Consider the following 14,550-nt stretch of genomic DNA (forward strand, 5'->3'; position numbering starts at 1 on the left):
CTCGCGGACGATGTTGCTCCCCGAACCCCTGACCTCGGCGGGAAAGCCGACACTGAAACCGTTGTCGACGATCTTCGCTCGCGGCTGTAACCCGTCGCTCGGCCCGTTCGTACGAACCATGATCACTAAAACGATATCAGCGAGTATTTGACCGCTTGAATAAACCCTTATGAGGCGAGAGACGACTGAATGATCAAGGATAGATTCAAGGTGATCTGATATTCTCCGTATCGAATTCCAGACGGTGTCTTCAGGCGTCATGGAAGCACTTGATTCACACCTTCTGGGAGTCCGACGAATCGAGCTAGAGAACGTCTTCTATGCCGACAACGGTGACTGGATCGAGTCACTACTGGTCACATCAAGCAGCGCGTATGACCCTGAAACAATGCTGGAACCCCTCTCTCAAGTCGAACTGTTCTATCACGAGCGATTGTCGGATGATCAGGCCGATCAACATGTTCTCCGACTCACGGTGATCGCCCACGAGCCCTATCCGTTTCTGCTGGGTCTGATCCTCCGGGTGAAGGCTATCCCCAACCGTCTGGTGTTATCTCAAGGTCGCTTTGAGGGGGTCGCTACCGTCGCGGAGTGGGAGAACTTCCGTGCGCTTGCCGATCGGATCGAATCGCAGTTCGGCCGGTTTGAACTCTTGAGTGTGAATCAGGTTGAGACGACCGGCGCGCCACTCGGTAGTGGACAGCTGGGTCGCGTTGTTAGAAACGAACTTTCACGGGATCAGCTGACCGCCCTCCGGACGGCCTACGAGATGGGGTACTTCGACACGCCACGCAGGAGTTCTGCTGACGAGATCGCGACGGAATTAGATATCGCCCAGTCGACATTCAGCGAGCGCCTCCGTCTCGCGCAGGAGACCCTGCTCGAACTGATCTTCTCGGCCGATGAGAATGGTTATGAATTCAAGAACTAACTTCGATAACTGACTGCGTTCCAATTCGTCTATCAACAAATTCCAATTAGATACTATGTCTTACAAAAGATGTCTTAGATAAAATTATTGGCAATCTGGGACAGACAGATCGACCGAAAACACTCGCTAAAATCTACCCTCATATAAAAAATGAACATGATAGATCATTATCGGAGGTAGGTTTAGGCACATATGGGGGGAACGAATGGTTGCAATGACGCAAGACAAGCCTTTCGAGATCGAGACAGGTACGGCATCGCGGCGACGATTCATCTCCATTGCGGGCGCGATGGGAATGGCGGGGTTGGCCGGATGTGGTGGCCAGGACAATGGTGGGGGTAACGATGGCGGGAGCGGTAGCGGTGGCAGTAGCGGGAGTGGCAGCGGAAATTCGATCGAGACGCGGTTCTGGGAAGAGTGGCCAGTTGAGACGAAGGGCGTCGACGTCAACGACGAGGCTATCCAGTTCGAGTACACCGCGGTTGAGGGAGAGCCGGTACCAGAGGTCGACACTCAATTCGCGCAATCAGAGACATCGTGGATGCGTGAGTTCGCGTTGCAGGTTCAGCAGTCGCTGAACGATATCGGTGTGCCGGTTAACCTAATCAACGTCCAGCCGAGTACCCGATACGGTGAATTCTGGCGGGCCGACATCGGGCATCCAGTTCCAATCACAATGAATCTTCACGGGCCCGACCCCCAGCGGGGTCTCGACCCGAATCCGTTTCTCATGCGTGCACACCCAGAAACGGGCGGAAACTACTACAACTACAAGAATGACGAGGTCACGGAGCTGCTCGACGAGCAGTCCCAAATGATCGGCGACCCTGAGGGACGCGCAGAGGTCTGCCAGGAGGTTCAGCGGAAACTCAGTGAAGACGCCTACCTCATAGCGGCCAACTTCCCTGAAGTCATCACGGTAGCCAACACTGCGGACTGGGAGGGATACGTTCCGATGCCCGGGAATGGGACAACTCGGGACTCGTTCGTCTGGACGCAAGTGAATCTCCAGCCGCAGGGCGATTCGACGACCTGGGTCAAAGGCGTGACCACGGGCATGCAGGGAACGAACCTACCGTTTTCCACCGGCGGCTTAGAGGAGAAACGCCTCCAGAACGTCTACGACGGACTGTTCGACGCCTCCCCAGAGCTGGAAATCGTCCCCGCACTGGCCACCAACGCCGATGTCGTCGACGACACGACTATCGAGATGGATCTCCGTGAAGGCGTCGAGTGGCACGACGGCGAACCGTTTGGTCCCGAGGACGTGAAGTTCAGCGTCGAGCTGTACAAAGAGAATGACGCGCCACAGCAGGGAGCATTCGTCCGGACCGTCGACAGCGTGGAAGTGCTGTCCGAGAGCGGTGGCGGGCGCGTGAGGTTCAACCTCACTGAGCCTGACGCTGCATTCCTCACACAGCGGGTGGCCCGTAGTGCGATCATCCCAAAGCATCGCTGGGAGGATGTTGACAGCCCCGGTGAGTACAACCCCGACAACCCGGTCGGCACCGGTCCGTTCTCATTCGTCAACTGGGAACAGGGCTCCGAGCTCAGGCTCGAGAAACACGAGAGTCACTGGATGTGGGACGACGACATCCGCGAGGAACTCCTCGGCGATTACTTCGTCCCCGGAGACGGGATCGACGAGATGGTTCACGCCAACGTCGGGAACGTCTCGACACTCATCGGAGCGATGCAGTCGGGTGATATCGACGCAATCGGGACGACAGTCTCAGGCCAACAGGCCGAACGGGCGGCTAATTCCAGCGGTGTCGAGGTACAGACCGCGCGCAACTATGTCCCCACGGACGTCCACCTAAGTCACCTCGTCCCACTGTTCCGAGACAAGACGTTCCGGGTTGCGTTGAGTCATGCTTTCGATAAAGAGGGATTCGTTGAGAACACGCTCGCTGGGCGTGGCGAGGCCATTCAGGGACAGAACCTGCTCACGCCGCTGTTAACCCCTTACTACGGCGAGACTGAGCCGTATGAGTACGACGTTGAGCAGGCCCAGCAGCTGCTCGAAGAGGCCGGGTACACCTTCAACGACGGCAGCCTCGTCTGGCCCGAAGGTGACGCCTGGAGTGCCTTCGAAGAGCGTGTCGAACACGGCCACGCGACCCACACGGAACTCGAACAGGACATCTAGCGATAGGCACGCACACAACTTTCATCATGAGCTTTCGACGATTTCTCATAAAACGGACCGCAATTGCGGCCTTGCTGACGCTGATAGCCGTCAGCATAATCTTCGCTACGTTGCGGATGTTACCCGCCGATCCGTTCAGCGGGCTCGTTGCATCGGGGGCACTCACACCCGAGCAAGTCGCGGAGGTACGTGCGATGTACGGACTGGACGAGCCAATCTACGTTCAGTACGTCAAGTACATCCAAAACTTGTTCACGTTCAACTTCGGGGTCTCCCTCACCCAACAGCGACCGGTTAGCGAAATAATCACCCCGGCGTTGCTGAATACCTTAGTCCTGCTGTTGCCCGCGCTAGTCGTGACCGCGATCATCAGTTCGTTAGCCGGTATGTACGCCGGTTGGAACCGTGGGTCGTGGTTCGAACAGTCGAGTATCGTTGCGACCACCGTCTTTCGCTCCGTTCCGAACTTCGTGACGGGGATTTTTCTGCTCATTATCTTCTCGTACGGGCTCGGTTGGCTGCCCGCGTTCGGAATGCGCAGTCCACTCGCGAACCCGTCCGGCTACCTAGATACGTACCTCTCATGGAACTTCCTGAAACATTACACCCTTCCATTCACCGTGACGGTGTTGTATTACAGCGGTGACTTCCTGATGCTCGCTCGCAACTCCGTCGTTGAGCGGATGGGTTCGGAATTCCTCATGCTCCACCGTGCCAAAGGGCTCTCGGAGATGGAGCAGCTCGGTCGGGCTGGCCGCAATTCGCTGTTACCGCTAGTGACCTACTTCGCGCTGCGAACGGGTATGCTCTTTCAGGGTGTTGTCACGCTTGAGGTTGTCTTCGCATGGCCAGGTATCGGTCGTGCGCTTGTTCAAGCCATCCTCAACCAAGACTACCCAACCGTCCAGGCGGCGGTGTTCATCATGGCCGTTGCTGTCATCGTGATGAACCTCGTCGCAGACGTCGCTTACGCAAAACTCGATCCCACCGTGGACGCGGGTGATGTCTAATGTCGGGATACACTATCGACACTGAGACCGCGAAGGAACGACTTAGTTCCGAGTACGACCGTGCGAAGCGAACCATGCGCTTCGTGCTGGAGGACAACGCCGCAAAGGCCGGTTTCGCCGTCCTCGTCCTGTTCGGATTCCTTGGTGTCTTCGGCCCGTATCTCGCCCCATTCCACCCCATCGAGGATACGCTCCAACAGGGCGGTTCAACCATGCGACTACAGAGCCCTGGTGGAAAGGCGATTCTCGGGACGACTTCCTACGGGAAGGACATCCTCAGCCAATTCCTGGTAGGCGCGCGCCCCACGCTCATCGTCGGACTGTTTGGTGGCGTCGGCGCCGGCGTCATGGGGTTCCTCGTCGGCCTCACAAGCGGCTACTTCGGTGGTCGAGTCGATGAGTTCCTGATGCGGTTAACCGACCTGACGTTCGCGCTTCCGTTCCTACCGATGGCACTGGTGATCCTCTCGTTCGTCACGCCGAACATCTGGTTAATCACCGCCGTACTGGTGGTCTTCCTCTGGAAGATGCCCGCCCGTGTTATTCGGTCAGAGGTGATGACTGTCAAAGAGCGGACGTTCGTCAAGTCCGCCCGTGCAAGGGGGGCAGGTCACATGCGAACGATGTTCCTACACGTGGCGCCGAACGTGCTGGGCATCGGCTTCCTCTACACTGCGTACGCCGTTGGGTGGTCGATCGTCGCCGGGGCGTCGCTTGCGTTCCTCGGCTTCGGTGACCCGACGACCACCTCTTGGGGACGGATGCTTGAGCAAGTGTTCCGTTCGGGCTCCATCCGTACCGCGTGGTGGTGGGTTCTGCCGCCGGCACTCGGTATCGCAGCCGTGACTACGTCCGTCTTCCTTGTCGGGCGCGCGTTTGAGGAACTCGTCAACCCAGATCTACAAACGGAGCAAGAATGAGTTTACTCGAAGTTAACAACCTCAAAATCACGTATCAAACTGCGGAGGAGGACGTCCACGCGGTAAACGACGTTTCCTTCTCCATTGGGGAACAGGACAACTACGGCCTGGTGGGCGAATCTGGCTGTGGTAAGTCGACAATCGCGAAAACCATCCTCGGCCTGTTGGACGACAATGGCGAGGTTGAAGCGGGTAGCGTTCGGTTCAAGGACCGAGACCTCGTCGACCTCTCTGAAAAGGAATGGCAGGACGTCCGCTGGGAGGAGATTGCCTACATCCCCCAGAGTGCGATGGACTCGTTGGATCCCGTCATGACCGTCGGCTCTCAAATCCGGCAAGCGATCCGGAAACACCGGGATGACTCCAAATCGAAAGCCGACGAACGCGTCGCAGAGGTGTTCGAGATCGTCGGCCTCGACCCTGCCCGGACAAGCGACTACCCTCACGAGTTCTCTGGTGGAATGCGCCAACGCGTCACGATCGCGATGGCTTTAGCGCTCGACCCTGACCTCATCATCGCTGACGAGCCAACGACTGGGCTCGACGTCATCGTTCAGGACAAAATCATCAACAAACTGCTGGAGATTCAAGACGAAGTCGACAGCTCGATGCTGCTTATCACCCACGATGTTGGGGTGGTCGCCGAGACCTGTGACGAGGTATCGGTCCTCTACGGGGGTAAAGTGATGGAGCAGGGTGCGACATACGACGTGTTCAAACACCCCACTAACCCCTATACGATGGGGTTACAGAACTCCTTCCCTGAGGTCGACGAGTTTGACAAGCAAGCCATTTCCATTCCGGGATCGCTGCCAGAACTGACTGAGGAACCGACCGGGTGTGTCTTCCGCAATAGGTGCCCATTCTCGACAGAAGAATGTGCTGACGGCCATCCTCCACTGATCGCGAACGGTGGCCAAATGTCGGCTTGCTATCACCACGACGAGGCAGAGGATATGCGCGAGGCGGCCACCGATGCCGAGACATGGGGCATCGATGTTGCGGAAGATCGCGAAACATCCGGTGACACGGGCGACGTTATCCTCGAGACAACAGACCTCGAAAAGTGGTTCAAACAAACCCAGTCGATCATGGACAGCTTCCGCGGGGCTGAACCAGATTACGTTAAAGCTGTCAACGGCGTCGATCTGACGGTTCGAGAAGGAGAGATTCTCGGAGTCGCCGGCGAGTCTGGATGCGGCAAGTCCACTTTAGGTGAGGTCATCGCCGCGCTTCAACCGCGGACAGGCGGTGACATCCAGATTGATGGTACGTCGGTCGACGACCTCCTCGCAGAGAGCACCAAGAAGTTCCGCTCACAGGTACAGTTCATCTTCCAAGACCCGTTTGACTCGCTGAACCCGCGTCAGCGTGTCAAGGATGCCGTGGCGGAACCCCTCAAGATCCAGGGGCACGATAAAGAAACGATTGACCGTCGAGTTCGGGAAACTATCTCCGACGTGGGTCTTAATCCGCCCGAGAAATACCTCGACAGACGGCCGGCCCAGCTATCGGGTGGAGAGCGTCAGCGGGTCGCAATCGCCCAGGCGCTCGTGTTGGAACCAAAACTACTCATCTGCGACGAGCCGGCATCGATGCTGGACGTGTCGCTGAAGGCTAATATCCTCAACATCCTACGGGAGATGGCCGATAAGCGCGACATTGGAATTGTCTACATCTCGCACGATCTCGCCAGTCTTACGCAGATCGCCAATCGGCTGGCGGTAATGTACCTTGGCGAGGTGATCGAGATCGGGAAAACCCGCGAGGTCGTTCGGAACTCAAAGCACCCCTACGCAGCGTCATTGCTAGCTGCGTCACCGAAAACCGATCCCAGTATAGATCGGCAGCGTGTGTTGTTGCCGGGCGAACCGCCAAACCCCGTCAACCTCCCAGAGGGGTGTAACTTTGCGCCGCGGTGCCCGAAGGCGAGCGAGGAATGCCGCAAGGCAGATCCCGATCGATCCGCTTTCAAAGACGGCAACCACGAGGCGGCCTGTTACCTCCCGGTTGAGGATGTCGAGGATGAACTGCTATCGTCTTATGCTCGCCAGGAGCGGCCAGAAATACAGTCAGGCGAAGAGGAGACAATCGAACAGCTGGGTGAGGAGGCGTAGTCGATGCAAGGCCCCCCGTTTGGTGAGTCGTCGCTCGAAGCGACGGTTCTGGCTGTCAGAATCATCGGGGTGCCCGTCCCCGATAGCGCTGTCGCCGTCGGTGGGGCCGTTCTCATTGGCACTCTGATCGCGCTCTCTGCCTTCTTTTCGTCGTCAGAGATCGCTATGTTCTCGCTGGCTGATCACCGGGTCGAAACACTCGTCAACGATGCGGTTCCCGGATCTCAGACGCTTAAAGAGCTGAAAGATGACCCGCACCGGCTGCTCGTGACGATTCTTGTGGGCAACAACCTTGTCAACATTGCTATGTCCTCTATTGCGACCGGATTATTGGTCATGCTCGGAGTAGGCCAAGGCCAATCGGTTGCCTTTGCTACATTTGGAATCACTGCGTTAGTCTTGCTGTTCGGGGAGAGCGCACCCAAATCCTACGCCGTCGAGAACTCGGAGTCTTGGGCATTGCGCATCGCCAAGCCGCTCAAATTCAGCGAATACTTTCTCTTCCCGCTGGTCGTCTTATTCGACTACCTTACGCGACTAATAAATAGTGTTACGGGGGGACGAACGTCCATCGAAACCTCCTACGTCACTCGCGAAGAGATCCGAGAAATGATCGAGACCGGGGAACGGGAAGGCGTCCTCGACGAGGACGAACACGAAATGTTCCAGCGTATCTTCCGGTTCGACAACACTATCGCGAAGGAGGCGATGACACCGCGCCTCGACATCACTGGCGTCAACCGGGACGATAATCTCAACGAAGCAATCATGACCTGTATTCGGAGCGGTCACCAGCGTCTCCCCGTCTACGAAAATAGTCTCGATAACATCATCGGTGCCGTGACACTATCCGACCTTGTTGGACGTTGTCGGTGTGAGGAGGGTAGCTCTAACGGCCTCGATCACGGTATCGAGGAGGTCCTCCAAGTGCCGGAGAGCAAGAATGTTGACGATCTATTCGAGGAAATGCGTCGCGAGACAGTCGAGATGGCCGTTGTCAAAGACGAATTTGGAACCACAGAGGGGATTATCACTACCGAAGACCTTGTCGAGGAGATCGTCGGTGACCTCATCGATGCTGAGGAAGAGGATCCGATCACTATCCTTGACGAGACGAGCGTCATCGTACGAGGAGATGTGAACATCGAAGCAATAAATGATACACTGGACACCGACCTACCGGAAGAAGGAGAGTTCGAGACGATCGCAGGATTCGTCTTTAACCGAGCCGGTCGGTTGGTCGAAGCAGGAGAGTCATTCTCTCACCGCAATCTCGACATCAGGGTTGACAGAGTTGATACGAACCGTATCAAGCGAGTTCAAATCACTGAACGGCACGACGAACCGTCTACAAACCAACCAGTGGAATCACAGAGCTGAGTCCGCTAAACATCACACCAAACTACAAAACGGAGTAAACAGATGACGATACTCACCGCAATTGGAGAAGAACTGTCCTCAAACAAAATACTCGAAGTCGGGTACGACCTTGCGACGACGTATGACGAGCAGCTGGTAGTCCTTCACGTTATTCCAAAAGAGGAATTCAACAGCCACAAATCAGCGGTCAAAGACTCGCCAGGAGCAGAGAATTTCACGATCAGTCGAGAGGCCGAAAGTGCTGCCGAAATAGCTCGACAGGCCGTCCACGAATCCCTTGACGAGTACGACTTCGACCGAATCGAACCTCGGGGAAGCGTCGGCGATCCGACCGAGAAGATATTATCTGAAGTTGATCGCAGCGATCCCCAGTTTCTCGTCATCGGAGGGAAGCAAAGGTCCCCCGTCGGGAAAGCTATCTTCGGAAGTACGGCACAGAGCCTACTACTGAACGCGTCTTGCCCTGTCGTTTTGGCGAGCAAAGGATGAGCAGAAATAAGATGGTATTGAAGTCATTCGACGCCGAGTGGCTGTCTGAGCCACGCTAACCTGCGATCGCCACAATGACGCCGCCCTAGGGCGGCTACGCCCTATCGGCGTCGTTAAGACTTCTCTGAGGTCCGATACGTTACAGCTACCGCTCGCAAACTAAGAGATGTAGGCTTGAGAATTGTAGAGAAATGCTAACATCTCACGATATCATGGCCAACTCGACGCCGACGAGCTCACCGGAAACTTCGCCACCCATCAGGCGATCCACACGTCTCTCACGCAGGAGCGCGAGGCGAACCTCCCGTCGGGGAACTATGACATGGCTGAACGGAAGGTCGAGACATCTAGAAGCTTCAGGGATGCGTGTCGGCAGTCACCGAGTTGACCGGCTCATCGCTCACGAATGCGGACGAAATCCATCGCGGCGACTACGACGTGCTCGTCGACGTTCGCGCCATCTGTCCAAACAGTGGTTCTGGCACGTCGGTCGGAGACCTGAGCCGGCGTGGTAGCTGCGGCTGTACGACTGAATCGAACTCAGGCAAGCCCGACCGGAGCTGAATCCACCTCTGTACTGGTGACGCGATTTTTAATTTATTCGCAATTAATTATCCTGTATAGAAGACACGCATCAAATCTATCCTCCGAGGTTGTGGACTATCAGGAGGTGATTCTCAACACGAGTCACACCCACCAGGGGGAGTGGTGTCTCGAGTCCTTGTTCTGCCAGGGCGCCGGCGAACGCGTCCGGGAGCTGACCTACCGCCTTCGTGACTTCGACGGCGTGAATCGGGTGAAAATTATGGTGATTCGAGATAACTGAGCGAGATAGACATCCCGTGAATTCGCACGCTCAGTCCGCTGCCGTTGCTGTGTTTCCGGCTGAATCGGACGACGTGTTCAGATAGAGGTAGATCAACACGAGGATCAAGGCGACCTGAACCGCCTTGTCAACGTAGTCGACCATTCCGTATTCTTACTTGGCTACGATCCAGAGGGGGAATTGCACGGCCGTATACGGAATCCCGGTCAGGTAGAGCAGTCGCCGCCGATAGTCGAAGAAGAACAGCACAAGTGTACCGGCGTAGCCGACACCTGCGAGTGCAACGGGAATCCGTCCCTCGACGATACCAGCATACACGTGGAGAACGCCAGTGACCACGACTAACGCAACTGCTAGCCACTGGAGTTGGGTGAGCGATCCGATCCGACCCGCGGACCTATTTTGTGCGTTCATCACAATACTACATCTTTCGGGATAGGAGATAAGTACTGTTATTATCAGACTCTTGGTGTCGTCATACGACACGAGTTAAGCGGTTGTGCCGGTTTCTCAGTCACGTGGTTGTAGCTACGCTTTCGCTCGGAAGAGGACAGTATTCACACAACCGATTCGTTCACTCACTACCAGCTATGCATTGATAGCCCCCCAGTCTCAACTTCTGTCAAGCCTCGTTCTCCGCGAGGTCATTCGTCGCCGAGTTCCGAAAGCCGAGCTTGGATTTCCTCGGCATCCGCCTCAGAGAGCGCCTTAACACCGAACTGAACGAGTAGCGGGTAGAAATGGCGGTTCTTTTTGAACTCGTCCTGGCCCGCATTGCGGAGCTTTAGCTGGGACTCGAGGTAGGTATCTTCCATCTCGTCGAGGATATCGTCGGGAATGTAGATAGTCCGCCCATTCCACTCGTCCTTGATATTCGTCTTCGTTTTGCTCGTTTTGTTCGTTTCACTCGTTGAAGTCGATTCTGTCGTTTCGGTCGATGAACTGGTTTCCACTGCTTCACTTTCCTCACTCGTTTCGGTGGAATCAGCCTCGTCGTCCTCCTCCTCCTCGTAGTTACCCTCGATGCCAGACGCATCGCCCCAACCGTCGCTCATGCTGTCACCTCCTCAGGCGCAGTCTTCTCAAACGTCTCGTCAAACAGGTCGGCGATCTCGTTGAACAGATCGCGTGCATCCTCGACGCGCTGGTTCTCCTTACCAAAGCCGAAGACGGACACCCCCTCACCGATCGACTGGGAGAGGTCGGTCCGCTTCGGGATCTCGAACACTGGAAGGGAGTACGCCGACTTGATCTCCTCGATTGTGTCTCGGTGCTCACTGTTCTGTTCGACGCGGTTACAGACGATGGCGAGCCGATTGATGTCGCCATATGCCGGTTCGAGGGAGCTCAGCTGCTTTGCGAAAATCTGGAGGCTGTTGGCGTTGAGCTTCTCGGGAATAACGGGGATGACGACGTTTCCGGTCGCGACCAGGGCGTTGTCGGTGAGGACGTTCAGGGATGGCGGTGTGTCGACAATGATGTAGTCGTAGTCCTTTTCGAGCTCGTCGAGAGTCATCTCTAACCGCTCGCGACTCTTCGGCGCCTCAAGCAACGTCTGGATGTTCTTGTTGTTCGCGAGCTTCTCGCTGGCGGGAAAGATGTCGAATTCCTCGTGCTCGACGATAATGTCGTTTACCGACTCCATCTGATCGAAGTCAAGGACGTCGAACAGCGTTGTGCGGTCGGTGTCGTAGTACAGATCGTTGTAGCCAAGCGAGCAGGTGAGCCCGCCGTGATAGTCGATATCGACCAAGAGGACGTCGTGGCCTCGCGCAGAGAGTGCGCCACCAGTATGAATGACGTCGGTTGTCTTCCCTGCGCCGCCCTTCTGATTCGCTACCGTGATTCGTGCGGTATTGGTGTCGGTCATTAGCTTCGTTTTTATCGTTGTGTTCGTTTCGTTCGTTTTGGTCGTTTAGTTCGGTGCGTTCGGTGAGAGTGTTTCACTCGGTGCGAGGAGTACTACGATATTAAAACCAACAGTTCGTTCCACTCGTTGAAGCAAACGTACTCGTTGCCATCAACTCGTTCGTTCTGCTCGTTACGTTCGTTTCCCCAGTTTTGTTCCTCGAGTAGAGGGTGCCAGTTCGTTCCTCAGAATGTGTTCAATTCATTCGTTATTCTCGTTCAGTTCGTTTTGTTCGTGGAATTCGTTATAGTCGTTCCACGTGTTTTCAGCGGGAATCAGGACTATCTTCGAGAGTATGGAAAGATAGTGGCTTCCTAGCCATTCGAGTCGGACTTTTAATTATTACTGGATTATTGGTAACCACCAGATGTACGAGGTGCTCGACGACACCGCGGCGCGGTCATCCTCGCTATCGAGAGTGGTGACTCCATTCGCCGTGTTGCCCAACACCTCCACACACCCTACGAGACAGTGAGACAGGCCGTCAATCGGCTGGAAGACGCAGGCTACGTCCGCTATGACGACGGCCTCACTGTCGTCAACGAGCGCGTACGCGACGCGGCCCGCGAGCTCGTCGCTGCCAGCGCCGGCGTCAGTCCACCCTCCATCGAGGAGTCCTACGTCATCCCACAGTTCGGTGCCCGGCCGTTCGCATTTACCCGGATCGACGCCGTCTACGTGTGGACCCAAGGCGGCTACCAAGTTGGCTGGAGTCCGGATGACTATCCATTGTTCCTCTCTGTTCGTGAGCAGGACGTTGATGCCTAGGAGGCCTTTTTCGAGTCGTTCGGCCTCCCCACTACATTCGAGCGGCAGCCCGGAGACGAACTGGACGGAGCGCTGTAGATCGTCCTCAAGCCACGTTCCTCACTCGACATCGAGCACGTCGAGGGGTACCCGGTGATCCCGAGAGCAGAGACAATCGAGTATATGTGCGAGAACTACGCCCAATTCCAGTCGGCGCTGGCAATGCTCAACCGGATGTACGAAGACCTCGACCTCGGCGTCACGTATCGAGAGACCGAACGGGCACAGCCATGAGCTTCAACAACCGAAGTGACGCGCTTATCGAACTGCTTGAGGAACTCACCAAAGAAGGCCACGAGTACGTTCTCGTCGGCGGGTACGCTGTCTCAGCGTTCAATACTATGAGCGCGAAATACTAGAGTCAAACAGTCCTCGAACAGTAGTTCGATCACGCGTCGTGGTCAATATACCCGGCTTCCCATTCAGTCCGAGCTTCGATTTCTCTAGTGCCCCGGCGAGTAGTGCTGTACTCGTTGGTCCGCCGGTCGCGCTGACTCTTTTCCATGAGTCCCTTCTCAACGAGCGTGTCGAGGTTGGGATAGAGCCGCCCATGATGGATTTCCTTTTCGTAGTAGTCCTCGAGTTCGTCTTTGACCGCAAGCCCGTGAGGGTCATCAAGTCCGGCAACTACGTACAACAGATCGCGCTGAAAGCCAGTGAGATCGTACATGTCGCAATTTACTCATTCGGGTTTTGAAACACTATTGATCTGGTGACTGCGTGTCATAGAATGTATTTCACACCCTCCACGCAGTGATTTTGACTGCTTCATCTCACGCTTGAGTCGGAGAAGTACCGTATTTTCGTCTCCATAGCCGGGCTATCGTTGGGCAGATGCTACAGCAGAGACTGGATCTCGGTGGAGAGTGTTTTCAGGTTTGCTGTCGCGAGCTTGTCGGTTGCGATAAGCCGAAGTCGGGGGCGACCGATATCTACTGGGACCTTTTCAGTCTCGATGGGGCCAGCATCTTCGAGTGCTGATTTGGCCCGTGAGAAGGTTGCTTTCGAAGCGATACCTGTATCCTCTCCCCATTTCGAGATGTCGTAGAGGAGGACCTCGTTGCGGGCTGCGAGGATAAGCATGATCTCGACGATACTGAGGTATTCGCTGCTGTTGGAGATCTCTTCAGCGTGTGCGAGGACTTCGTCGAGCTCGACTGCGATATCGTCACCGATCTCTTCTCGGAGCGTCTGTTTCACTACTGAGAGGGCAGGTGTCCGGAGGTGATACTGCTCGGCAGCCTCGAATCTGGAGTCGAACTCACCATAGACTGATGAGACCAGCTCGGGGTCCGAGCTCGAGATACTGTCCTTGTCCATCACGGGAACTACAGCCTCAGACTCGGTTGTGAAGATAGTATTCTGAACTGGCTCCGTGAGTGTTCGGAGGCTGAGTTGCTCTCGGTGGATGAGTTCGGCGATCTTTGAGGCCGTGAGGAAGCTGTAGAGAGCGTCTTTGATTTCATCTGAGTCTGCGAGCAGTCGGATCTTGGGCTGGTCCTCAACCGTTACTGCTTCCTCTGCGAAGGCTGCGATTTGTTCAGAGCGAGGATTGATATACAATGCTGGCTCGTCCCGTTCGGGAATCATCTGAGTGGAAATGTGTTGTTTGGTCATATTGTGTAATTTTATCGATATGTACTTAACAGATGCGATATCTGAGGATTGGACTACTGTGTCGGTTGCGGGATAGAGCTGACTATCCGTTTCGAGTACACTCATAGGAAGCAGATTGTTGGTCGCAGTAGTGGCCCTCGATCTGGGGTAGTAGAATCCATGGTGGTTGTACAACCGTCATACCACCCAGCCTGTAGATGGGTGACAGACTCGCGCAGTGTATTCAGCAGCGCCCACGAGATCTTCTCAGTTTCTGTCAGTAGTGAGATGCGAGATACAGAGGTTGTACTCAGCAAACAGACATCGCTACTGAATATCGACAGGGATTAAATTCGCCCCCTGGGGGTATCGATTGTGTCCTCCATTGAGACGAGACTCCAACTGTGTGGCATCGC

At 55.6% G+C, this 14,550-nt stretch carries 16 protein-coding genes and 1 pseudogene; 11 read left to right on the forward strand and 6 right to left on the reverse strand.

What is annotated here, in order from left to right; translation table 11 throughout:
* Positions 1-261 (reverse strand): hypothetical protein (locus B9H04_RS18990; RefSeq protein ID WP_211277046.1); only part of this gene is annotated, 261 nt, incomplete at its 3' end.
* Here B9H04_RS18990 and B9H04_RS15525 point away from each other — a divergent pair.
* The 9 genes from B9H04_RS15525 to B9H04_RS15560 all read left to right on the forward strand — a co-directional run bounded on the left by B9H04_RS15525 (position 260) and on the right by B9H04_RS15560 (position 9,822).
* Positions 260-931 carry a helix-turn-helix domain-containing protein gene (locus B9H04_RS15525; RefSeq protein ID WP_049933058.1) on the forward strand — a complete coding sequence of 224 codons (672 nt, stop codon included), beginning with the start codon at positions 260-262 and terminating at the stop codon, positions 929-931. The genes B9H04_RS18990 and B9H04_RS15525 overlap by 2 nt on opposite strands.
* A 214-nt stretch (positions 932-1,145) precedes the next feature.
* The gene (locus B9H04_RS15530; protein WP_080508656.1) at positions 1,146-3,080 is read left to right on the forward strand and encodes an ABC transporter substrate-binding protein; all 1,935 of its coding nucleotides are present in this window, start codon (positions 1,146-1,148) and stop codon (positions 3,078-3,080) included.
* A 23-nt stretch (positions 3,081-3,103) separates the two neighbouring features.
* Positions 3,104-4,090, forward strand: a complete 987-nt coding sequence (locus B9H04_RS15535; RefSeq protein WP_139835125.1) for an ABC transporter permease — start codon at positions 3,104-3,106, stop codon at positions 4,088-4,090.
* The gene (locus tag B9H04_RS15540) at positions 4,090-5,010 is read left to right on the forward strand and encodes an ABC transporter permease (RefSeq protein WP_080508655.1); all 921 of its coding nucleotides are present in this window, start codon (positions 4,090-4,092) and stop codon (positions 5,008-5,010) included. Before B9H04_RS15535 ends, B9H04_RS15540 begins: the two co-directional genes overlap by 1 nt.
* A complete protein-coding gene (locus B9H04_RS15545; RefSeq protein ID WP_049933056.1) occupies positions 5,007-7,127 on the forward strand; it encodes a dipeptide ABC transporter ATP-binding protein in 2,121 nt (706 codons plus the stop codon). Before B9H04_RS15540 ends, B9H04_RS15545 begins: the two co-directional genes overlap by 4 nt.
* A 3-nt stretch (positions 7,128-7,130) precedes the next feature.
* Positions 7,131-8,507 carry a hemolysin family protein gene (locus B9H04_RS15550; protein WP_049933055.1) on the forward strand — a complete coding sequence of 459 codons (1,377 nt, stop codon included), beginning with the start codon at positions 7,131-7,133 and terminating at the stop codon, positions 8,505-8,507.
* A gap of 42 nt (positions 8,508-8,549) precedes the next feature.
* Positions 8,550-8,996: a universal stress protein gene (locus tag B9H04_RS15555; protein ID WP_080508654.1), complete on the forward strand. Its 447-nt coding sequence runs from the start codon at positions 8,550-8,552 to the stop codon at positions 8,994-8,996.
* 366 nt (positions 8,997-9,362) lie between these two features.
* Complete coding sequence (rdfA, locus tag B9H04_RS19540) at positions 9,363-9,560, forward strand: rod-determining factor RdfA (RefSeq protein WP_342766240.1); 198 nt, start codon at positions 9,363-9,365, stop codon at positions 9,558-9,560.
* 46 nt (positions 9,561-9,606) lie between these two features.
* Positions 9,607-9,822: a CopG family ribbon-helix-helix protein gene (locus tag B9H04_RS15560; RefSeq protein WP_271967427.1), complete on the forward strand. Its 216-nt coding sequence runs from the start codon at positions 9,607-9,609 to the stop codon at positions 9,820-9,822.
* A 153-nt stretch (positions 9,823-9,975) separates the two neighbouring features.
* Here the strand turns inward: B9H04_RS15560 and B9H04_RS15565 are convergent, their stop codons facing one another.
* From B9H04_RS15565 to B9H04_RS15575, 3 genes are all read right to left on the reverse strand, one after another.
* Positions 9,976-10,239 (reverse strand): hypothetical protein, encoded by a 264-nt coding sequence (locus tag B9H04_RS15565; protein WP_248648670.1) that lies wholly within the window; start codon positions 10,237-10,239, stop codon positions 9,976-9,978.
* Positions 10,240-10,466: 227 nt separating this feature from the next.
* Positions 10,467-10,877 carry a hypothetical protein gene (locus tag B9H04_RS15570; protein WP_049933052.1) on the reverse strand — a complete coding sequence of 137 codons (411 nt, stop codon included), beginning with the start codon at positions 10,875-10,877 and terminating at the stop codon, positions 10,467-10,469.
* Positions 10,874-11,692 carry a ParA family protein gene (locus B9H04_RS15575; RefSeq protein ID WP_049933051.1) on the reverse strand — a complete coding sequence of 273 codons (819 nt, stop codon included), beginning with the start codon at positions 11,690-11,692 and terminating at the stop codon, positions 10,874-10,876. The genes B9H04_RS15570 and B9H04_RS15575 overlap by 4 nt, the downstream gene beginning before the upstream one ends.
* Before the next feature lie 406 nt (positions 11,693-12,098).
* Between B9H04_RS15575 and B9H04_RS15580 the strand changes: the two are divergent.
* Positions 12,099-12,772 (forward strand): annotated as a pseudogene (locus B9H04_RS15580) (RNA polymerase subunit sigma-70).
* Complete coding sequence (locus tag B9H04_RS19475) at positions 12,769-12,897, forward strand: hypothetical protein (protein ID WP_276325174.1); 129 nt, start codon at positions 12,769-12,771, stop codon at positions 12,895-12,897. The pseudogene B9H04_RS15580 and the gene B9H04_RS19475 overlap by 4 nt, the downstream one beginning before the upstream one ends.
* 29 nt (positions 12,898-12,926) lie before the next feature.
* Here B9H04_RS19475 and B9H04_RS15585 read toward each other — a convergent pair whose 3' ends face one another.
* Both B9H04_RS15585 and B9H04_RS15590 read right to left on the reverse strand, forming a co-directional pair.
* Positions 12,927-13,208, reverse strand: a complete 282-nt coding sequence (locus tag B9H04_RS15585) for a helix-turn-helix transcriptional regulator (RefSeq protein WP_049933065.1) — start codon at positions 13,206-13,208, stop codon at positions 12,927-12,929.
* Between the two features lie 167 nt (positions 13,209-13,375).
* Positions 13,376-14,155, reverse strand: coding sequence for a transcriptional regulator TbsP domain-containing protein (locus tag B9H04_RS15590; protein ID WP_049933593.1), 780 nt, complete (start codon positions 14,153-14,155; stop codon positions 13,376-13,378).
* Positions 14,156-14,550: the final 395 nt, after the last annotated feature.

Origin of the sequence: Halorubrum ezzemoulense DSM 17463 (assembly GCF_002114285.1) — an archaeon.
Taxonomy (GTDB): domain Archaea; phylum Halobacteriota; class Halobacteria; order Halobacteriales; family Haloferacaceae; genus Halorubrum; species Halorubrum ezzemoulense.